At 66.7% G+C, this 19,625-nt stretch carries 23 protein-coding genes, 5 pseudogenes and 1 other annotated feature; of the genes and pseudogenes, 20 read left to right on the top strand and 8 right to left on the bottom strand.

From position 1 onward, the window contains the following. Window positions 1-20: 20 nt before the first annotated feature. The 3 genes from AS594_RS36770 to AS594_RS36755 all read left to right on the top strand — a co-directional run bounded on the left by AS594_RS36770 (window position 21) and on the right by AS594_RS36755 (window position 1,818). Window positions 21-455 carry a TSUP family transporter gene (locus tag AS594_RS36770; RefSeq protein ID WP_420877915.1) on the top strand — a complete coding sequence of 145 codons (435 nt, stop codon included), beginning with the start codon at window positions 21-23 and terminating at the stop codon, window positions 453-455. After that, complete coding sequence (locus AS594_RS46835) at window positions 452-601, top strand: hypothetical protein (RefSeq protein WP_240509332.1); 150 nt, start codon at window positions 452-454, stop codon at window positions 599-601. Before AS594_RS36770 ends, AS594_RS46835 begins: the two co-directional genes overlap by 4 nt. A gap of 821 nt (window positions 602-1,422) precedes the next feature. Beyond that, complete coding sequence (locus tag AS594_RS36755) at window positions 1,423-1,818, top strand: hypothetical protein (protein WP_141747235.1); 396 nt, start codon at window positions 1,423-1,425, stop codon at window positions 1,816-1,818. Here the strand turns inward: AS594_RS36755 and AS594_RS36750 are convergent. Then, window positions 1,808-2,317, bottom strand: a complete 510-nt coding sequence (locus tag AS594_RS36750; protein WP_240509331.1) for a transposase — start codon at window positions 2,315-2,317, stop codon at window positions 1,808-1,810. The genes AS594_RS36755 and AS594_RS36750 overlap by 11 nt on opposite strands. 2 nt (window positions 2,318-2,319) lie before the next feature. Next, window positions 2,320-2,511 (bottom strand): hypothetical protein, encoded by a 192-nt coding sequence (locus tag AS594_RS36745; protein ID WP_069931717.1) that lies wholly within the window; start codon window positions 2,509-2,511, stop codon window positions 2,320-2,322. A 132-nt stretch (window positions 2,512-2,643) separates the two neighbouring features. Between AS594_RS36745 and AS594_RS36740 the strand changes: the two genes are divergently transcribed. From AS594_RS36740 to AS594_RS36720, 5 genes are all read left to right on the top strand, one after another. Next, entirely contained in the window at window positions 2,644-3,279 is a 636-nt protein-coding gene (locus AS594_RS36740; RefSeq protein ID WP_240509330.1) for a PP2C family protein-serine/threonine phosphatase, read from the top strand. Further along, on the top strand, window positions 3,276-3,644 hold the full coding sequence (locus AS594_RS36735) for an STAS domain-containing protein (protein ID WP_069934036.1): 369 nt from the start codon (window positions 3,276-3,278) through the stop codon (window positions 3,642-3,644). Before AS594_RS36740 ends, AS594_RS36735 begins: the two co-directional genes overlap by 4 nt. 75 nt (window positions 3,645-3,719) lie before the next feature. Then, window positions 3,720-3,959 (top strand): hypothetical protein, encoded by a 240-nt coding sequence (locus AS594_RS44135; protein WP_069931714.1) that lies wholly within the window; start codon window positions 3,720-3,722, stop codon window positions 3,957-3,959. Window positions 3,960-4,414: 455 nt separating this feature from the next. Then, a protein-coding gene (locus AS594_RS48145; protein WP_420877877.1) for an IS630 family transposase occupies window positions 4,415-5,487 on the top strand; the annotation gives its coding sequence in 2 pieces (ribosomal slippage) (window positions 4,415-4,925 and window positions 4,925-5,487; 1,074 coding nt in all). A 244-nt stretch (window positions 5,488-5,731) separates the two neighbouring features. Then, window positions 5,732-6,583 (top strand): MBL fold metallo-hydrolase, encoded by an 852-nt coding sequence (locus AS594_RS36720; protein ID WP_240509329.1) that lies wholly within the window; start codon window positions 5,732-5,734, stop codon window positions 6,581-6,583. A 777-nt stretch (window positions 6,584-7,360) separates the two neighbouring features. Here AS594_RS36720 and AS594_RS36715 read toward each other — a convergent pair. Further along, window positions 7,361-7,699, bottom strand: coding sequence for a hypothetical protein (locus tag AS594_RS36715; RefSeq protein ID WP_141746910.1), 339 nt, complete (start codon window positions 7,697-7,699; stop codon window positions 7,361-7,363). 497 nt (window positions 7,700-8,196) lie between these two features. Here AS594_RS36715 and AS594_RS36710 point away from each other — a divergent pair, with 497 nt between their 5' ends. Next, the gene (locus AS594_RS36710) at window positions 8,197-8,379 is read left to right on the top strand and encodes a hypothetical protein (protein ID WP_069925111.1); all 183 of its coding nucleotides are present in this window, start codon (window positions 8,197-8,199) and stop codon (window positions 8,377-8,379) included. A gap of 19 nt (window positions 8,380-8,398) precedes the next feature. On the opposite strand, the pseudogene AS594_RS36705 reads toward AS594_RS36710, so the two are convergent. Then, window positions 8,399-9,106, bottom strand: a pseudogene (locus AS594_RS36705) (IS5 family transposase); the annotation flags it as partial. 38 nt (window positions 9,107-9,144) lie between these two features. On the opposite strand from AS594_RS36705, the pseudogene AS594_RS48140 reads away from it, so the two are divergent. Continuing rightward, window positions 9,145-9,467 (top strand): annotated as a pseudogene (locus AS594_RS48140) (DDE-type integrase/transposase/recombinase); the annotation flags it as partial. 31 nt (window positions 9,468-9,498) lie between these two features. Here AS594_RS48140 and AS594_RS46825 read toward each other — a convergent pair. After that, window positions 9,499-10,191: a cupin domain-containing protein gene (locus AS594_RS46825; RefSeq protein WP_176743564.1), complete on the bottom strand. Its 693-nt coding sequence runs from the start codon at window positions 10,189-10,191 to the stop codon at window positions 9,499-9,501. A 349-nt stretch (window positions 10,192-10,540) separates the two neighbouring features. Next, complete coding sequence (locus AS594_RS36695) at window positions 10,541-10,819, bottom strand: hypothetical protein (RefSeq protein WP_069934868.1); 279 nt, start codon at window positions 10,817-10,819, stop codon at window positions 10,541-10,543. A gap of 329 nt (window positions 10,820-11,148) precedes the next feature. Here AS594_RS36695 and AS594_RS46820 point away from each other — a divergent pair. The 5 genes and pseudogenes from AS594_RS46820 to AS594_RS41900 all read left to right on the top strand — a co-directional run. Then, window positions 11,149-11,697: pseudogene (locus AS594_RS46820) on the top strand (ISAzo13-like element transposase-related protein); the annotation flags it as partial. A gap of 218 nt (window positions 11,698-11,915) precedes the next feature. Then, entirely contained in the window at window positions 11,916-12,320 is a 405-nt protein-coding gene (locus tag AS594_RS41905) for a thiol-disulfide oxidoreductase DCC family protein (RefSeq protein WP_079148664.1), read from the top strand. Window positions 12,321-12,592: 272 nt separating this feature from the next. Beyond that, window positions 12,593-12,913 carry a transposase gene (locus AS594_RS36685; protein ID WP_069925108.1) on the top strand — a complete coding sequence of 107 codons (321 nt, stop codon included), beginning with the start codon at window positions 12,593-12,595 and terminating at the stop codon, window positions 12,911-12,913. After that, window positions 12,871-12,984 (top strand) — a sequence feature (AL1L pseudoknot). Its footprint overlaps the gene before it by 43 nt. Then, window positions 12,910-13,677: an IS3 family transposase gene (locus AS594_RS36680; protein WP_069925107.1), complete on the top strand. Its 768-nt coding sequence runs from the start codon at window positions 12,910-12,912 to the stop codon at window positions 13,675-13,677. Its footprint overlaps the feature before it by 75 nt. The genes AS594_RS36685 and AS594_RS36680 overlap by 4 nt, the downstream gene beginning before the upstream one ends. A 147-nt stretch (window positions 13,678-13,824) precedes the next feature. Then, entirely contained in the window at window positions 13,825-14,265 is a 441-nt protein-coding gene (locus AS594_RS41900; protein WP_107358019.1) for a transposase, read from the top strand. Between the two features lie 129 nt (window positions 14,266-14,394). On the opposite strand, the gene AS594_RS45570 is transcribed toward AS594_RS41900, so the two are convergent. After that, window positions 14,395-14,616, bottom strand: a complete 222-nt coding sequence (locus AS594_RS45570; RefSeq protein ID WP_240509221.1) for an integrase core domain-containing protein — start codon at window positions 14,614-14,616, stop codon at window positions 14,395-14,397. Between the two features lie 409 nt (window positions 14,617-15,025). Beyond that, window positions 15,026-15,265 (bottom strand): annotated as a pseudogene (locus AS594_RS48135) (IS3 family transposase); the annotation flags it as partial. Window positions 15,266-15,821: 556 nt separating this feature from the next. On the opposite strand from AS594_RS48135, the pseudogene AS594_RS48130 reads away from it, so the two are divergent. From AS594_RS48130 to AS594_RS36660, 5 genes and pseudogenes are all read left to right on the top strand, one after another. Continuing rightward, window positions 15,822-16,532: pseudogene (locus AS594_RS48130) on the top strand (ice-binding family protein); the annotation flags it as partial. 79 nt (window positions 16,533-16,611) lie between these two features. Continuing rightward, window positions 16,612-17,220, top strand: a complete 609-nt coding sequence (locus AS594_RS48125; protein ID WP_167368182.1) for a pentapeptide repeat-containing protein — start codon at window positions 16,612-16,614, stop codon at window positions 17,218-17,220. 156 nt (window positions 17,221-17,376) lie between these two features. Continuing rightward, window positions 17,377-18,105, top strand: coding sequence for a DUF5819 family protein (locus tag AS594_RS41880; RefSeq protein WP_240508864.1), 729 nt, complete (start codon window positions 17,377-17,379; stop codon window positions 18,103-18,105). A gap of 142 nt (window positions 18,106-18,247) precedes the next feature. Further along, window positions 18,248-19,231, top strand: a complete 984-nt coding sequence (locus AS594_RS36665; protein ID WP_107358145.1) for an HTTM domain-containing protein — start codon at window positions 18,248-18,250, stop codon at window positions 19,229-19,231. 45 nt (window positions 19,232-19,276) lie between these two features. Then, window positions 19,277-19,625, top strand: a 349-nt coding sequence (locus AS594_RS36660) for a transposase (protein WP_141747234.1), incomplete at its 3' end; no start/stop codon positions are given.

Raw genomic sequence — 19,625 nt, 5'->3', positions numbered from 1 at the left:
TGACCTGCTAGAACGCCCGTGTGGAGCCGGGCTGCGGCGGCTGTTGCACCCCATCCACCCTGTACAAGGTGCTGGCGGCGTTGATTGTGCTCATGGCCGCGGCCCTGATGGTCACGCACACCACCGTCCTGGAGACGCCCGCGCTGCCGCTGTGGGCTCAGGTGCCGTGCGGAGTCGTGGCCGGCTTCGGCATCGGGGTGGTCGCTGCGATCATGCGTGTGGCCGGGGGCGAGCTGCTGATCCCGACGATCGTGTTGCTGTTCGCGGTGGACATCAAGACCGCGGGAAGCCTCTCACTGCTGGTGTCACTGCCGACCATGCTGGTGGCCTTCGCCCGCTACAGCTGTGACGGCAGCTTCGCGGTGGCCTGGTTCGTCTGTACCGGGGTCCGATGGCCCGGCCTGGCGCTACGGATGGTGGCACACGTCCGAGAGAAGCCCAGGAGTCCCGGATGAGCGAGCAGCCGGCCTTTGCACCCGACCGCCAGCCCCTTGATGAGCACGCCGCAGCGTCCGTTCGCGCGTACGCGGCCGATCAGCGCGCGCGGGTCGACGTCCTTGCCTCGGTGCTGGAGGACATCGCCGCCCGCGGCTACCTGTGACGGGAGACGGGCGTGCTGTGGGAGGAAGCCCGCGACTCGCACCTGGAGCGCCTCGCCGGTGAGCAGCCCCGTGTCGCCTGAGCACGCGCCGCGCCGGTCCCAGGTCGTTCTGGTGGAGCCCGCGCTGAGCCAGCTGGCGAAGCTCACGGCGAGCGAGACGCACAGCCTGGACCGCGCGATTGTCGCGATCAGCGTCCCGGCCCGACCTGGCAGCCGGTGCCCGGCACCCTGCTGCGCGACTACGTCGACGACGTCGACGGGGTCCGCGTCATCTACTACGTCACGGCCCTTCGACAGTTCACCATCGTCGCGTACGTTGAGGCGTAGGGGCCTCCCGAGCGCCCGTGCAGCGCCCCGGACCACCTGGTGGTCCGGGGTGCTGCTGCATCCGCTGCGCTGAACTTCGCTCCGCCGGCCATACCCGATGAAGCGGTTGTGTGTCTGGCCGGCGATAAGAGTGATGTCGATGTGACTGAGGGCGTTCTCCAGTCCTGGTTCCCAGGGGACCGTGACGTCATTGACGACGACCCGTAAGAAGTCCGTTTGCGTCTGATGCCGATCCTGCTGGCTGATTCCGTGCCCGGAGGGGCTGGCGGCTCGTTGGTCAGAACAGCAGCGGCCACTCACCGCGTGACCTAATGAGCCGGCAGGATCGTCACCAGCCGCAAGACCGGTGGGTAGCCCCTTGCCGAGCGCGGGGCCGGGCCGGATGGGCGCCCCGTCGTGGGTGAACTGCAACTGCTTCGGGATCTTGGAGGGCGCGATGTGGGGATCTTTATCCAAGTGCCTCAGGCGGTCCGGGGATGGAAGGCGGTTTCCTCATGAATCGCACGTCACGCGCTCTGGCCGGTACGGCGGCTGTGGCTGTCCTCGCTGGCATTCCAGCGACAGCGCAGGCAGCGCCCGTCAGGGGCAAGGCGGCGGAGTGGACGCTCCACTTCGACGGGCTGGGCGGCACTCCCAGCCCGGCCGACGCGGTCAGTTACTGGAGCGGTACGTGCCTTGTACCTGGCGAGATTTTCAACGTGGTCGTCCTGGGTGAAGCACTGAGCGGTTTCACGGAACAGGTGCCGTGCACGTCACAGGGCACCTACAGGTTCGGCGCGATGCACTACGACTACTTCAAGAGGGACAAGCGCGTCGCGACGGGCCAGAAGTACGAAGCGGCGTTCATGACCGATTCCAGTTACGGGACGGCGACGGCAGTCATCGAGTAGCGGCGAACACCCAGGTCGATTCCCTCTCGGAATATCGCCCGCGAGGGCTGTCACGGTCACGCGGTGAGTGAGAGGTCGAGGCGGGCCAGGTGGCTGACGCGGGTGCGGTCCCGTTCCACCAGGCATCGAGGCGAATGAGGTTGAGTGCAACGGCGGAGAAGACGTGTTCCAGGTGGGTCTTCTGGAGACCGAGGTAGCGGGCACGTCTTATCCCGGTGACCGCGACGGCTTGGTGGATGGTGCCCTCGATGCCCGCGCGTTTTCCGTACTTGGCTCGCCACTGCTCGTCGCTCTGCTGGAGGCGGGCGTGGTCGAGGACTTCTTGCAGCTCGCGGGGTTGCAGGGAGAGGGTCCGGCCGCCGGTCTTCGAGCGGGTGCACTGGTCGCGCACCGGGCAGGGGCGGCATGTCTCCTTGTCGAACTTGATGCCGATGGCCCTGGTGCCGCGCAGGGTGGCTGAGGGAGGCGCCCGGAGCCTGTGGATGCCTGCGGTGAGCATCCTCAGTTGGATGTGTCCGGGGTGTTGGCCCTCTCGAAGGCGGCGATGTTGTCGGCCATCCGGCGGGTGGCCGCGTTGTGGGGGCCGGGAGGCATTGCCTTGAAGACAGCTTTCTCTACCTGGAGAAAGGGCAAGTTCTGGGCCGTCACGATCAGCTCATCCGGTGGCGTCAGGAATTCGATGCGCTGGGCCAAGCCTTCCACCGCGGGAACGGACCCAGAGAGGTGCTCGTCCAGGATGCGTGCAACCGAGAGGCACTCAGCCCAACCATCTCGCTGACGGGCGAGTAGTTCAGCCCGAACGCCCGGGCGGAAGTCGAAGACGACTTGATCGAAGGCCGCGCTCGCAGGGTCGTGGCTGTCGTCGACGCGGACCCGATGGCCGCGCTGAAGGCCCTGAACACGGCGCTGCTGCTGGACGCGGCGGTCGGGACGCGCTTTTGCACCGCCGTCTTCGGCCTGCTCGACCCGGCCGGGGAAGGCGGTTTCACGGTCACACTGGCCACTGGCGGTCACCCGCCTGCCTACCACCTCAGCCCCACCCAGGGCGGCGGTGTACGGGTCGAGGCGGCCCGCGCCAAGGGCGGCATGCTGGTCGGCGCGTTCGCCGAAGCAGCCTTCGCCTCACGCACCCTGCACCTGGCACCCGGCCACGGACTGCTGCTCTACACCGACGGGCTGACCGAGGCCCGCACGGCCGACGGCCACATGCTCGCCGACACAGGCCTGACCGACTTCCTGGCCCAGCGGCAGGCACCGGTCAGCGCCGGCGCCTTGATCGACGACACCGTCGCGCTCCTGGACATCCTCCCCGACACCGAACGCGACGACGTGGCCCTGCTCGCCCTGTCCGTCCCCACCCCCGATGCCGCTCCCGCCGGCATCATCACCACCGCTCACAGCGCCGCCGCCCCGACCGCACCCGCCGACACCTCTGTCCGGCAGGAGAACCGACTCCCATGACCGACGCATTCCACATCGACGTGCCGCACACCGACGGCGCCCTGGCCGTGATCGCACTGTCCGGCGAATTCGACATCACCACCGCACCCGCCGTACGAGCCCGCGCCCTGGAACTCATCGCAGCCGGACACCCCGACCTGGTCGCCGACCTGTCCGGCGTCACCTTCTGCGACTCCTCCGGCCTGGGAGCCCTCGTCGGCATCTGGCGCTGCGCCAGGGACGCCGACGGCTCCCTGACCCTGGCGACCATCCCCGACCGGCTTGACCGACTGCTCAGCCTCACCGGGATGGACACCTTCCTGCCCGCCTACCCCAGCGCCGCGGCCGCGCTCACCGCCCGCCAGGGCAATCGCACCACCGCCTGAACACCCTCGCTCGCAGGAGTGGCATCAGCGGGCTTGCTCGGCACAGCCCAGCCCTACAGCTAGGCGCGCGGGGGCATGGCGAAGCGCGCGTCGCGACCGACGTACTGGTCGCGACGCGCGCTCATCCGCTCCGTCAAGCAGGCCGCCGCCGCGATCGAACCGGGCACGCCTGCTCAGCCGTTCATCGACGTGCTGACCGAGCTGGTCCAGGAGCAGGCCGGCACCAACGTAGATCAGGGCTTCGTGGAAGTCGTCCGATGTGGCGTCTGGACGGACGTGTGGTCGTGCGGGTCGGGCAGTTTCTCGGCAATGTAAGCGCGCAGTGCGCGGCGGAGCACGTCGGCGAGGGAGAGGCCGGAGCGGGCGCGGTGCCAGCGTGCGGGGTGCCGCCACCGGCCGGAGTAGTGGAACCCGAACTGGTGGTGGAAGTCGGCGTCGACGTCGCCCGCGACGCTGCTCGCTGCGGGGCGGCGCGGTCATCCGTGGACAGACTGGTCGTTCTCCGCAGGGTGGGACAGCCAGGAAAAGCTGGTCGTCACGCAGGACAGCGACCGCAGCACCTGCGGCCTGGGCGAGGGTGGTGGTGCGGCCGACTTGAAGGCGGCCTCCATCGTTCATACCTGGTCCTTCCACGCGAGCAGGTCAGCAAGCGCATCACGGCCCCCACGCCCTCCATGAGAGACACGACCGTCTGCTGCCCTCCATCTACTGAGATTTTCGTGTTGTCGTCGGGTGGTGACGGTTCATGATCCCTGCGGTATGCCGGTGGGATGAGGTATTCGGAGGGTGGGGGCCTGACCGCTGAGCGTCGGGCGTTTCGTGAGGAGATCCGGCTTCAGGCCGGGCAACGGTTCGCGGCGGGTGAGAAGACCGCGGTGATCGCGAAGGACTTGCGAGTGAGCGTGCGGTCGGTGGAACGCTGGCGCCGTGCCTGGCGCGAGGGCGGCATGGAGGGCCTGCGTTCTGCGGGTCCGGCGAACTCACCGGCCATCACCGATGCCCAGTTCACTGTGCTGGAGGAGGAACTCGGCAAAGGCCCGGCGACGCACGGCTTCGAAGACGAACGCTGGACCCTGGTCCGGGTCCAGGCGGTGATCCGCCGTCGGCTGCGAGTGAGCCTGTCGGTGGCGACGGTGTGGCGGCTACTGAAACGGCACGGCTGGTCCTGGCAGGCGCCCGCCCGCAGAGCACTGGAGCGTGACGAGCACGCGGTGGAGCTGTGGAAGAAGGAGGTGTGGCCCCGGGTAAAAGGCTCGCGGCGGCCTCTGGGGCCTGGATCGTCTTCGAGGACGAGGCCGGCTTCTCGATGACGCCGCCCCGTGCCCGCACCTGGGGCCGGCGCGGGCATACCCCCGTCATCCGCGTGCGTGGCAGGTCCCGCCGCCGGACCTCGGTTGCCGCGCTGTGTTGCTACAAGGCCGGCGAGAAGAGCCGTCTCATCCACCGGCCCCGCACGCACCTCCTGCTCAAGGGCGCCCGCAAGAGCTTCTCCTGGCAGGACTATCGCGACCTCCTGGTGCGGGCACACATCCAACTCGACGGACCGATCGTGGTGGTCTGGGACAATCTCAACACTCATCTGGCCGCGGGGCTGAAGCGGTACGAGGCCGAACACGACTGGCTCACCACCGTCCGGCTTCCGCCGTATGCACCCGACCTGAATCCCGTCGAGGCCGTCTGGTCACTCGTGCGCAGAGCAATGGCCAACACCGCTTTCACCACACCCGACGACCTCGACCGCAAGCTCCGCAGCGAGTTACGCAGGATCCAACTCCGACCCCGTCTCATCGACGGCTGCCTCACCGCCACAAGACTGGCCATCAACCCACCGACCCCACCCTGAAAACCTCAGTAATGCCCGCTTGGCGTGCGCCTGGCCTGTTATAGGGAACTGCGCCGTGCTCCGTACGCCTGTGGTGCCACCCGTACTGGGACACCGCGCCGTCGGTGCCCCCAAACCACCAACACCGGCCGGAACCCATGGTCGCTCACCGAAGCCGACCGTAACGAGTTCGCGTTTGACGACGGCCCGGCACGGGGCTGCACTGGAATGGATGCTGCACCACTCCGTCCTAGGGAGAGCAGCGATGACAGACATGGAAACGTTCAACCTTTTGCAGCCGTACAAGATCGCCGAGGAGACGTTCGTCATCCCGTGGGCTCTCGAGGCCCCGCCGGTCGGCCACTTCCCGATGAACTCGATGGTGATCCGGGGAGCCGAACCGGTCCTCGTGGACACCGGGGCGCCCGCAGTGCGATCCCAGTGGCTGGAGGCAGCCTGGTCCGTCGTGGATCCACTGGATGTCCGGTGGATCTTCCTCACCCACGACGACCGCGACCACGCCGGCAACCTTCTGCCGGTCCTCGCCGAATGCCCGAACGCGACCCTGCTGACGACATGGTTTTCCATCGGCCGCATGGCCGATGAGTGGGAGACTCCCATCAACCGGTGCCGCTTCATGATCGACGGTGACACGATCGACGCGGGCGACCGCACTCTGGTCGCCAAGCGACCGCCCCTGTACGACAACCCCACAACCCGCGCCCTCTTCGATCCGAAGGCCAACGTCCTGTGGGCCGTCGACACCTTCGCCACGAACGTGCCGACCCCTATGCCCGAAATGGCGGCGCTGTCGCCAGACGAATTCCGCGGCGGCCAGTTCTTCGGCGGAAGCCTGGTCTCCCCCTGGGTCGCCCTGGTGGACGCCCAAAAGTTCCGGACGGTTGTCACCGACTTCCAACACCTGAACGCCGAGGTCATCGCCGGCTGCCACTGCCCGGTCCTCCGCGGTCCGCAAATCCCCGAGGCCTACGACCTGCTCCGACAGCTCCCCGAGATCCCACCGTGGGCAGAGTTCACCCAGGCCGACCTTGACCAGTGGATGGCGGTTGCCGAGAGCTCGGTTCCGCCGGAGCAGCCGCGGCCGTCGGAGACGTGAGAAGCGAGCGCGCACCAGATCCGCGTTGCAAATCTGACCTGACGTCGGCGGGGGAGAGGTCGGGTCGGGCGCGGTGCCAGCGTGCGGGGTGGCGCCACCGGCTGGAGGCGTCGCGGGCGACATCGACTGCGACTTCCACCACCAGCTCGGGTTCCACCAGCGTGACGACCAGCTTTTCCTGGCTGCCCCACCCTGCGGAGAACGACCAGCCTGTCCACGGATGACCGTGCCGCGCTGGATGAGCAGGCCGGCGACCGCAGCACCTGCCGCCCGGGCGAGGGTGGTGGTGCGGCCGACGTACTGAAGGCGGCCTTCGTCGTTGTACCTGCCGAGCAGCAGCGTCCGGAGAACTGCCGGAGAACCCGTGACCGCGCAGACGATCGCCTCGCTCGTCTCGCGGACCTTGTATTTCTCCCAGCCCCTCACCGACGGGCGGTAGGCGTCCCCCAGCCTCTTGAAGACCACACCCTCCATCCCGACCGACGCCCACGTCAGCCACTCGCGCACGACGTCGGCCTCGGTGGTCGACGGACACAGCGCCCACGGCGCCGACAGCCGGCGGGCGACGAACACCGACTCCAGTGCGGCCCTACGCCGCCGGTACGCCACCCGGTCGTGTCCGTCCCGGACAGACGGTCTCGGAGGGTGGCTGTTTCCTGTCGCGGCTGCTGAGGTCCCAGCCCAGCACTGAGTCCATCAGCGCCATGATCTCCACTTTGTCCACTGGGTGCTGCTTAGTGTTTGTGCTGGGCTGGCTAGTCATGCCGAGGACTCCTTTCAGGGCAGGGGCAGGGGTTGGGCGCTGACGTAGTAGCCCGGCCCGTGGGGGCCGTGCTCGTCGTGGTGCAGCGTGCCGTCGGCCACCAGGTGGCGGAACGCGCGCGGGATGCACTTTGGTTGGATGCCATGCGCGACGGCGAGGATTGAGGTCGGCATGGCCTGGCCCCGGTGGTAGATGCCGGCGCTGATCCGTGCTTGAACCTCCCTGAGCAGGTCCACGTCGTCGGGGTGCACGTCGCCGGGTGCCAGAACCTCGCCGCGCTGGTGCATGCCCCAGACGACTTCGCCGATGCCGTCCAGGTGGACAAGTGCCGCTTTCAAGGTCCTGTACGGCACCGAAAGATGGTGAGCCAGGGAGCGGGCACTTGGGAGGGGCCCACCCGGTGAGCAGTGCTGAGCGATGTACTGCCTGACCAGCCAAACGGCAGACGCCAGGCGCCGCTCCATGCCCCGGTCCACGGTGTCGGTGGGCATCGTCATTATCCGTATCTCGTCTCAAAGGACCCCCGCTGCCGGAACCGGATCCGTTCTGGCAGCGGGGGAGCGGACCGTGTCGCTGGAATATGAGGGGGACAGCGCCAGCGACACGGAGTTGGGCCTCGGGAAGCGGTCCAGTCGGCACGAGTCGGTCGCTCGCTGACGGACGCAGCCAGTAGGGGCCCGACGGGGTGCGGCTGCTCAGGGAGGGCAGGGTGATCACGTGAGGGGCGCCGAGGCATACGGCGTGGGAGGGAGGTACCCACCGGCTCGACGTCCCGGGCGGGACCAGCCAGTACAGCCACCTGCTGCGCCTGGGCGCGGGCCTGGGTGAGGACGCGGTCGGCCTGCGCCAGGTGCGCCTCGACGTCCCGCTGAGCGGCAGCGAGCTGCCCGGTGGTCAGTGCCTGGATCCGGCGCGCGGTCTCTTCGGCGGCTTCGAGCTGCACCTGGGTGCTGGTGCGCATCCGGACGTGCTGCTCGGCGAGGTCGGCCTGCTCGCGTACCGCGTCCGCGATCTCAGAGGGCGTTTGAAGTAGGCAGATTGCCCTTGATGCCCTAGTAAGTCCCTCGCCAGGTTGGGGTGGTCTCGTCCGTTATGCGCTTGGCGAGGTTGTCGACCGAGGCGATATGGATCATGGCTTCGGAGCTGGCGGTGAGGGTCTCGTAGTCGCGGGCGAGGCGGCGGTGCATCATGATCCATCCAATACTCCGCTCCACCACCCAGCGTCTTTTGACGACATGAAAGCCACGGATTTGAGGGTTTCTGTTGACGACCTCGACGTCGATTCCAAGCTTCGCCCCGTGCTCGACGACGGCGTTCTTGAAGCCGGTGTCGACCCAGCTCTTGGAGATGGTCGGGTACGTCTCCTTCGCCTTGTCCAGGAGGCGTATCCCCAGGGCGTTCTCCGAAAGGCCAGCGGCGGTGACGGTCACGGCGAGGATGAGGCCGATCGTGTCGGTGAGGATGCCGCGCTTCCTTCCGACGATCTTCTTGGCCGCATCCGTTCCCTGGCTGGTCAGGGGCACGTTGTTGGAGGTTTTCACGCTCTGGGTGTCGATCACGGAGGCGGTGGGCTCGGACGTGCGCCCTTCCTTGACCCGGGCCAGTCCCGTCAGGTCGTAATTGAGCTGGGCGAAGACCCCTTCGTCGCGCCACGCGGCGTAGTAGGCATAGACGGTGCCGTGGTTCGGGAAGTCGTGCGGGAGGTATTCCCAAGGGATCCCGGTGCGGTTTATGTAGAGGATCGCGTTGAAGACGTCGCCTCTAAGAGCGGACGGCGTCCAAGTGGGCTTCGGCGGTGCGTGCGTCGGCGGGCGACAAGCTCCGCTCCTACGGCACGGCCCACCGGGAGGTGATGCCCTCGGTGGAGCAACGCTCGCACGAGGGCCTGCACAACGGGCCGAGAGCTCCCACCAACCAACCCGGCGGCGCGAACGCGCGATGAACCGATTCCGCTCCGCCGGCGCAGCGCAGCGGTTCCTGTCCGTTTTCACCGCAATCTCACCCCACTTCCGGCCCGGACGTCACCTCATGACCGCCAGCCGCCACCGCTTCGAGATGAGGGCCCGCTTCACCACCTGGGACCACATCACCGGCCTCATCGGCAGACCCGCCACGATCTGAACCGGACCGAAACCCGAGCTCCGGCTTGCCTTCAGACGACCACACCCCGATGAAGTGACAACGCCCCCATGGGTCGGGAAGCAAGGGTCCGGGGGCCGCGACGCTGACGCCGGAGAGCGGAACATCGGCAACGCGGGCGTCCAGGCGCAGCGCACGAAGCAGCGATCGGGCGCGGATCGTCCATCGCCCGGCCGCCGGCGCCGAACCGGCCCGGTCCGGCAGACGCCCGCTCCGGGTAGGCCCTTCCACGGCTCGGCTGCGGGCCCGGCTCCCGCTGAGCGGCGCGCGTAACAGCAGCGGTTTCGGTACTCAGCAGCCGGGCCCGTGGCTCTCCCGTTCGCGAAGCCGTCCTCGCGACGGGTTCACGAACGGGTGCAGCGGGCGCGGACTTTGGGGGCCTGCCCTGTTCAACGAAGTACGAGTCGTGCTTGATGAAGAACTCGGTGCGCTCTTCGTCGGTGGCGTTGGCGAGCTGCGACAGCCCTTCGGCATACTCTTCGCGCGGTGGTGCCCCCGGCGCGAACAGCATCAGCATCTCCGCCGGGGCGTCCGAATCGTTTCGGAAGGCATGCAAGCCGCCCTGCGGCACGAACAGGAAGTCGCCCTTCTTCGCATCGACCCAGTCCACCCCGTTGAACAGCCGCTCCGTCCCGTCGAGGATGAAGAACGACTCCGAGATGGTCTTGTGGAAGTGTGTCCTTTGACCACCGGGCCCGCGGCTCATCTCCACCCCGGTGGAGACCGAACTCCCCGTTCGTGGACGCTTTCGTGGCGAGATACTGATCTTTGATTATGGGCTTGACGCGGGTGGGGCGAGTTCGAGGCCGGTCCCGGTCACCGACAACGTGACAGTGCCCTGACCAGCCGCGATGAGCGACAGGCAAGAGCTATCTACAGCTGCCGTGACTGCCTGACAACGTGCGCACAGCGGCGGGAGGACGGCGGCGCGGGGACCCTTCACGGAATCGGTACGAGGGGACCGCTAGGGAGTGTCCGGCGGACCATGACCGCATCGGCGCCGGGAGAGCGCCCGGTGCTAGTGATCGATCCGTCATGATCCGCCGGACACGGCCTCAGAAGGCGCTGTTGTTGCAGCCCATGGTCGAACCGAGGTGGGTGTCCTGTGCGCCCGGGTTGCCCTCGCCGTTCAGCAGGTTGCCGCCCAGGCCGTTGAGAATGCCGACCTGGCCGAGGACGTCGACGTTCAGGTCGCGCGACTTGCACATGGAGCTCTGCTTGATGTTGAAGTTGTCGTTACCCTTGTCGCCGCCGGCGTGGGCAGTGCCGGCGCCCATGAGTCCGACGCTGGCGATGGCGGCGACCAGGACGGCAGCCTTGCGAAGCTTGTACATGTCATCTCCGGTGGAGTGAGGTTGAGGCGATCAGTAATAGATCGACTTCGTACAGTCACGGGAGATTAGCCCGAAATGCCACAAAACGCCCTGCGGCGCGCTGATCTCGCAATCGTGTTGCGGAAGCATCCGGAAGCCGCATGGTTGCGAGCGGACCCTTCGGCGGGGCGATCCTCGAAAGGCCGCCCAGGGGGTCCATGTCCGGCCGTACGCCGCCCCAGCGGACGCGCGACGGCGTTCGCAAAGGCGCTGCTTTGCGAGCGCGGGCTCGCTGTCAAGGTATGGCAGTTCCGAAAAAAATCTGTTCCTGACTCCGCTGCAGATGCTCGGTGTTGTTGCGCACTAGAACGAGCGGCAGCGGCGGCTGCCCCGGCCACCGAGGCCCGGCTGCTTGGGCATGGCGGCGTACGGGCGGTGGCCCGGATCGCCCAGGTCAGCGAGACCACCGTGCGCCGTGGAATGTCGGAGCTGGAAGCGGGGGCCGGACCCGATGCCCGGCGGCCGGTGCGTGCACCGGGCAGAGCCAGCACACGGACCGAAGATACCAATCCAGCCCTGCTCCAGGCGTTGTTGCGACTGGCGGAGCCAAACGAGGGGGTGATCGCCCAGTCGCCGCTGAGGTGGACGACGAGGTCGCTGCGGCACCTGGCCGAGGATCTGAGCGGCAGGGGCACCCGGTGTCCGCGTCGACGTGGGTCGGCTGCCGCGACAGGAGAACTTCAGGGGCTTTCAGCCCGCAGGCGAACGTCAAGACCCTCGAGGGCGCCCAGCACCCCGACCGGGACGCCCAGCTCCGCTACATCAACGAGCAGGTCAAACAGCACCAGGCCGACGGCGAGCCGGTGATCAGCGTGGACACCAAAAAGCGCGAAGCCGTCCAGGTCACGGACAACTTGACGACGTCCTTTCTACCCCGGCACAGACGGGATCAGTCGACGCTCTGTAGGTGGGAGAATGCCGGGCCGGCACGGTGGTCCGAGGTAGCATTCCACGCCATGCGGTATGGACTGGAGTTCTGGCTGTTTTGTGCGCCAATCCTTTTAATTACCGCATATAGAGACTCCTCGCCACAGCCAATGCAAGGAAAGTAGCCAAGGTGGTAAGCCAGCCGATTCTACTGTTTGACGGAGACTGCGGTTTTTGTGGCAGAACAATCGAGATTGCTAGACGCGTAATCCAACCGCGCGTCCGATTCATCCCCTGGCAGTATGCTGACCTCGCCACCCTGGGTGTCACCGAAGACAGAGCCGACCGCGAGGTCCTTTGGATCAGCCCGGTCGGCGGCACTGTGTACGGCGGACCGCGCGCCCTTTCCGCCATGCTGATGTCTGGACGAAAACGCTGGAGGTGGCTCGGGATTGTTCTCAGGATGCCGCCTTTCAACTGGATGGCAGGTGGCGTCTACCAGGTGGTCGCAAGGAACCGCCATCGCCTTCCGGGCGGCACAATCACCTGCTCCCTTCCGGCCCATATGCGTCGCGAGCCGGACACACACATTTGATCGGCTGGCGAGCGCCCGATCAGGAACGGTGCCCTGCTCGGTAGTGTGACGCATGCGATTGCGTCAGAAGCAGGTAGCAGACCGGCCGCCAGTAGTCCGAGGTCGCCTCCATCACCACCATCTTGACCTGCCGCTCCATCAGCCAGGCCAGCAAGCCCCGAACTTCGGCGGTTGTAGTGCCGAACCGCTTGGTCTTTCAAGGACCAGCTGCCAGCCCGTTTTGAACCGCCCCGTGTTCTTCGGAGGCTCTGATCCCTGGAAGGGTTGGAGTCATGCCGGCACCGAGGAAGTACCCCGCCGAGCTGCGGGAGCGAACCGTGCGGCTCGTGTTCGAGATACGCCAGAAGACCGGTCAGAAGGTCGGCTCGGTCTCCCCGGTCGCCACTCAGCTCGGGGTGCACCGTGAGGCCCTGCGGGAGTGGGTCAAGCGCGCGGTGATCGACGTCGGGCAGCGGCCGGGAACCTCGACCGTGGATGCTCAGCGGATCGCGGAGCTGGAGCGGGAGAATCGTGAGCTGCGGCGTTCGGTGAAGACCCTCAAGGCCGCGTCGGCTTTCTTCGCGCGGGAGCTCGACCCGCGACTGCCGAGATGACCGGGTTCGTCGACGCCCACCGCGACCAGTTCGGGGTCGAGCCGATCTGCAATGAGCTGCAGTTCGCCCCGTCCACTTACTACGCCGCGGTTGCCCGCAAGGGCCGCCCGTCCGCCCGCGAGCTGCGGGACCAATGGCTGAAGAAGGAGATCACCCGCGTGTACGAGGACAACTTCCGGGTCTACGGAGCAAGGAAGATCACCCGGCAGTTACGCCGGGAGGGCATACTCGTGGCCCGTTCCACCGTCGAGCGCCTGATGCGGGTCCTCAACTTGACCGGCGCGGTGCGTGGGAGGAAGAAGGTCACCACCGTGACCGATCCGGCCGCCGAGCGGCCGACGGACCTGGTGAAACGGAACTTCACCGCCACGGCGCCGAACCAGCTGTGGGTCACCGACTTCACCTACGTGGCCACCCGGGTCGGCACCGTCTACGTCGCCTTCGTCCTGGACGTGTCCTCCCGGAAGATCGTCGGCTGGCGCGCGGCGGACCACATGCGCACCGCGCTCGTCCTGGACGCGCTGGAAATGGCGATCTGGTCCCCTGACCGCGACGGCGTGGGCGACCTGGACGGGCTGGTGCATCACAGCGATGCCGGCAGTCAATACCTGTCCATCCGCTACACCCAGCGCCTGTCCGAAGCCGGCGCCGCACCCATCCTCGGCACCGTCGGCGACGCACTCGACTGTCAGTCCTTTTCGCGCCGGATCCCGCAAGGATCGGGTAGCCCCGGTCGAGGCGGTCTGACTCTTGCTTACGACTGACCCTGCGGGTGTCCTGGCGTTGATCTGTCGACCGCCCGGCCGGGCACGCAGCAAGCGCTGCCGCCGGACGGACGTGACCTGACAGGAGCCTGGAGCCGACTCGCCAAAGCACCGTGACAGTCCTGTCCGCATGGCCACGCGGTCCTCCTGGACCACTCCACGCAGGCAAGGGCCGGTGAAGGCTTCGAGAAGAACGCCTTCACCATTGACTGGAAGACCCGCCGGGCCCGCTGCCCCGCCGGCCGCACCAGCTCCCACCGGAACCCGGTGAAACAGCACGGCAAGGACGCCATCGTCACCAACTTCAGCGTCCTGACCTGCCGGGACTGCCCCTTCCACAAGCAGTGCACCACCTCGAAGCCCGGACGCCGCATGCTCACCCTGCGGCCGAAGGAACTCCACGAAACCCTCGCCCGGGCCCGCGCCGAGCAGAAGACCGACACCTGGAAGAACACGTACGCCCTCCGCGCCGGCGTCGAGGCAACCATCCACCAGGCCCTCGACATCACCGGCATCCGCCGAGCCCACTACCGAGGCCTGCCGAAAGTCCGCCCCCAGCACGCCTTTTCGCCACCGCCCTCAACGTGATCAGACTCGACGCGTACTGGACCGACCATCCCCTCCGGCGCACCGCACCAGCCGACTCGAACGTCTCGCCTACCAACTCATCGCGTGACCCCACCAATTACGCAGCAGAGTCCACCATTGGTGTGGTGGTCAGGCTGCGAGTGCGTTCTCGTATTCGGCGGGACTGCGGTAGCCGAGGCTGCTGTGCAGTCGGTGCAAGTAGTACCAGCCCTCGATGAAGTCGAAGATCGCGGTGCGGGCGGCGGCCCTGCTGGGCCAGGAACTCGTGTCGAGCAACTCCCGTTTGATCGTGGCGAAGAACGACTCGGCGAGCGCGTTGTCCCAGCACTGTCCGGTGCGGCCGACCGGCAGGCGGATGCCGAACTCTGTTGCCGGCGAGGCCCATTGCCGACTGGTGTACTGACAGCCACGGTCCTGAGTGGAAGATCACCGGCCGGGTGGGACGACGCTGTCGGCAGGCCGCCGTGAGAGCGGGTCGGCGACCAGAGCGATGCGCAGGTGGTCGGCGGTCGCCCAGCCGATCACCCGGCGCAAGGCCGATGTCGATGACGGTGGCCAGATAGAGCCAGCCCTCCTCCGTCGGGACGTAGAGGATGTCGCCGCACCAGCGGGTGTGGGCGCCGGCCGGGTCGGGACCGAACTGCCGCAGGATGAGGTCGGGCCGGGTGGCGGCGCGAGAGTCGGGGACGGTGGTCAGATACCGTCGTCTGCGGTGGCGGCCCTCCAGGCCCGCCGCTCCCATCAGTCTGGCGATGCGGCGGCGTCCGCAGACAGCACCCTGGCGTTTCAGCACGGCCTGGATGCGTGGAGCGCCGTAGGTGCCACGCGACTGGGCGTGGACCTCGGAGATCTGCCCGGTCAGTTCCGCGTCATGGACCGCCCGCGAACCGGGCTTGCCGGTGCGGCGGGCGCAGAAGGCGGCTCGGGAGACCTTGAGCAGTTCACATGCGCGCTTGACGTTGTGACCGTCTTGCTTCTCCGCCTCGATGAACGGGTGCACCGTCACCGGCTCTCCTTCGCAAAGAAAGCCGTCTTAGATTCAACCGGTCAAGGCAACGCTCTCGGCTGGCGTCCGGAACCCCAGGCACTTGCGCGGACGGTTGTTGAGCTTCGCCGCGATGGCGTCTAGGTCGTCCTGGCCACCACTCGCCCGACGCTTTGGCGAACTTCAGTTCCCGCTATCGGACTCGACGATATGAATATGTGATTAGTTGCGGCATTCGGCTCCGGCTCGGCGGACGCTTCTTGGCTTGCGCTATTCAGGGGAGTGTCGCTGCTCACTCGCCCCATTCCGCGCTAAGCGCGATTCAGCCGAGGCACATTGTAGGTGCAGGCCTATTCCATTGGCGGTCGACCGCGCCACCGATGGATCGCCGCTGGATGAGGGATAGCCAGTCGGGTCAACGTTCGTCATACATTTTCGTGATGCACATAAATTCCGGCGACACCGCCCGATGGATCGTAGCTATGAAGGGTTATCTGGGTAATCTCCCGCCGACAAGAGAGGCGATTAAGTTTCGCCGGACGTTACCACCCCTACAGGAGTTGGTTCCTCAATGACACTGAACATGCCCGATGCGCCGCATCGGCGCACAATGTCCGCCTGGATCGCGGGGGTACTCACCCTGCTGGTCGCCGTTGCCGTTGTGGCAGTGACGCCTATTCGGGCACTTGCGGCAACATCTGTACCTTTGGGTACCGCGGAAAGCTTCGCGGTGCTGGCCGGTTCGACGGTCACCAACGAGGGCCCCTCAGTAGTCACCGGAGACCTCGGCGTACATCCAGGGTCGGCCGTTACGGGATTCCCGCCTGGGACGGTCACGGGCGGGACAATCCACGTGGCGGACGGTGTGGCGATGCAGGCGAAAGCCGACCTGGCCACTGCGTACGACAACGCCTTCGGACAGCCCACGGAATTCAACCTTCCCGCAGCGCCAGTGAATCCCACGCTGGCTCCCGGCACTTACGCCGTCACGTCCGGACTCCTGATCAACGGGACCTGGACCCTGGACGGACAAAACAATCCCGATGCCGTCTGGGTGTTCAAGGTTCCTGCCGGCCTGACGACGGCATCCGCCAGCAGCGTGGTCCTTCAGAACCTCGCCCAGGCGTGCAACGTGTTCTGGGTGACTGATGAATCGGCCACTCTCGGAACCGACTCCAACTTCGTGGGTACCCTCATGGCACTCACTTCGATCAGTGTCACCAATGGGGCGACCATCCAGGGCCGGGCGTTGGCCCGCAACGGGGCCGTGACACTGGACGACAACGTGATTACCAGGCCCACATGTGACGACGACACCACCGCGACGGGTGACGCTGCGACGGGTGACGCTGCGACGGGCGATGCTGCGACGGGCGATGCTGCGACGGGTGACGCTGCGACGGGTGACGCTGCGACGGGTGACGCTGCGACGGGTGACGCTGCGACGGGCGATGCTGCGACGGGCGATGCTGCGACGGGCGATGCTGCGACGGGCGATGCTGCGACGGGTGACGCTGCGACGGGTGACGCTGCGACGGGTGACGCTGCGACGGGTGACGCTGCGACGGGTGACGCTGCGACGGGCGATGCTGCGACGGGTGACGCTGCGACGGGTGACGCTGCGACGGGCGATGCTGCGACGGGCGATGCTGCGACGGGTGACGCTGCGACGGGTGACGCTGCGACGGGTGACGCTGCGACGGGCGATGCCGCGACGGGCGATGCCGCGACGGGCGATGCCGCGACGGGCGGACACGGAGACTGCGACTGCGACGAGAAGCCCGGGAAGCCGGGGACTGGCCACCACGACAAGTGGGGGAAGAACGACCACCACGACAAGTGGGGAAGAACGACCACCACGACAAGTGGGGGAAGAACGACCACCACGACAAGTGGCAGTCCAAGCCGGCCTTCGCCAGCTGAGTGAATTTCTCCCTTGCGGTTCGCTGGGAGCAGTGAGTCGCGCATAGGTCCTTTCTTCGGAGCGCGCGCATGGGTGGGCATGCTCCGACACGCAACAAATACGGGTGGCGCGCGGTGGATCGTCGTCGATGCCATCGCGCGTTACCTGCGGAAGCAGGAGAAGCAGGTGCGAGCAGTCGGGCTGGGAAGGACCGGGTGGGGCTGTGCTGGGCAACGCTGAGTCGACGAAGATGAAGGAATCGCAACGGACCGAGCTCGAGCTGGCCGCGAAGGACGGGGGCGGAGGGGCCCGCAGAACTCGTGGCATTTCAGGGCCACCATGCCTGCTGACCGCGGTGACGGGAGCCGCGGTGGCCCTGTGTCTGGCAGCGACCCTGGTTCATGTGCTTCTGGTATTTCTGTACGTGGCGCCCCCGAACGCCATCTCGAAAATGTACAGCCAACAGACCAACGCGTGGGTCCGGCCAGTCTTCGAGCAAAACTGGCGGCTCTTCGCCCCTAATCCGCAGTCAGTTAACCGGCACATCTCGGCGAGGGTCAGGCACACAGCACCGGACGGCACCACACAGGTGAGCGACTGGGTCAGCCTGAGTGCCAAAGACAATTCTGCCGTCAAGCACAACGTCTTCCCCAGCCATACAGCACAGAATATCTTGCGCCAAGCTTGGAATGCTTACCTCAAAACGCACGGCAGTGACGACCGGCCGCGCACGGAGCGAGCTTTGATGATTCAGAAGTATCTGCGCAACATCGCAGCGGACCGCGTCACCGCCCAACGTGGCGGCACCTTCGACTCGATCCAGCTACGGGTGATCACCCTGCCTATCGCGGCGCCCCGCGAAGCGGGCGGACCCCCCGCCGCAACGGCACCTGTGCGAGGCCAAACTCGGTATCTGCCCTGGTGGAAGGTGGCCACGCGTGGAACGGACTGAGCAGGCGACGGTCGTGGCACCCTCAGCGTCCCGAAACACCACCGAGCGGGCGAGTGGGCGTGTGCCGCAGCACGTCTTCGAACGGATCCATGCGTTCTTCCTCCTCCTGACCGAGCGGCCGGTCTCCCTCTACGCGGCGGCGATGCTGCGCATTGGGTACGGTCTGCTCTATCTCATCTTCCTGCTTCGCGAGTACCCACACCGCGACGAGATGTGGGGCCCCGGTTCACCGTGGACGCCCGAGCTAGCCAGGCAGATGTTCGATCAGAGTGGGTGGGCCAGCGTCCTCACCCTGTCCGACAACCCGGTGTACTTCGAGGTGTGCTACACCGTGGCTCTCGTCACTTGCGCGCTGTTCGTGCTGGGCTGGCGGACGCGGGCGGTGTCTGTGCTGTTCGCGGTCATGGTCGTGTCGTTCCACGCCAAGGCGATTTTTATGGCGGACGGCGGGGACAATCTCATGGTCCTCATGGCCGTCTACCTCATCTTCACCGCGTGCGGCCGGCGCTGGTCCCTTGACGCCCGCAGGACCCGGCTCCAGGCCTCAGTGGGCAAGATGGCAGGCCCACACCGCGGCGGCCTCCGATACCAACTCGACAGCGCCCGCACCAGCGTGATCACTGTGCTGCACAACTGCGGCATGTTCGTCATCGCAGCCCAGGTCTGTTTCCTCTACGGATGCGCAGGCCTGTACAAGGTGCAGGGCCTCAAGTGGGGCGACGGCACAGCCCTCCACTACATCCTGAACATCGACCTGTTCCGGCCATGGCCTGAGTTGTCGCAGATGATCGACGGTCATCACGTGCTGCTTGCCGCCGTCGGCTATCTGACGGTGCTGGTTCAGGTCGCCTTTCCGTTCGTCCTGTTCGGCAGGCTCAAATACCCGGTCCTAGCCATGCTGCTGGGCATGCACGTGAACATCGCGGTGCTCATGGGACTGCCGCTCTTCAGTGGCGCCATGATTGTCGCTGATGCCGTGTTCCTGCCCGACCGCTTCTACCGCGCCGTGGGACGGGTGGGACGGCGCGCCGTCAAGCGCACCAGTGTCACGGGAGCGGGAGCCTCGCCAGGGACAGCGCACGCTGCAGTACCGTCCCAGCCCGGTCCGACTGGCGACTGGGCTTGATCCGCTTTGACGGACATTTAAGATCAGGGGTTCGTCCCCGGAAGGATGTTGATCACGGAGAGCATGGGGAATCTCCCTCGCCGTTCGTTCACACCGGAGTTCAAGGCCGAGATCGTGTGCCGGCGTGGTGACCGCTCGGTCGGTCAGATCGCCAAGGACTTCGATCTGATCGAGACCGCGGTGCGGGACTGGGTAAAGCAGGCCGAGGTCGACACGGGCGAGCGCGAGGGACTGACCAGCAGCGAACGTGAGGAGCTGACCGCGCTGCGGCGGAGAACCGCCGCCTGCGAGAAGACGTCGACATCCTCAAGCGGGCCACGGCATTCTTCGCGAAGGAGACCCGCTGACGGTGAACCCGTTCATCGAGGCGGAGAAGCAGAGCGGCCACAACGTC

It is taken from the genome of Streptomyces agglomeratus (genome assembly GCF_001746415.1).
Taxonomy (GTDB): Bacteria; Actinomycetota; Actinomycetes; order Streptomycetales; family Streptomycetaceae; genus Streptomyces; species Streptomyces agglomeratus.
Note: the sequence above shows the minus strand (reverse complement) of the source record. Positions and strands in the feature narration are given on the sequence as shown.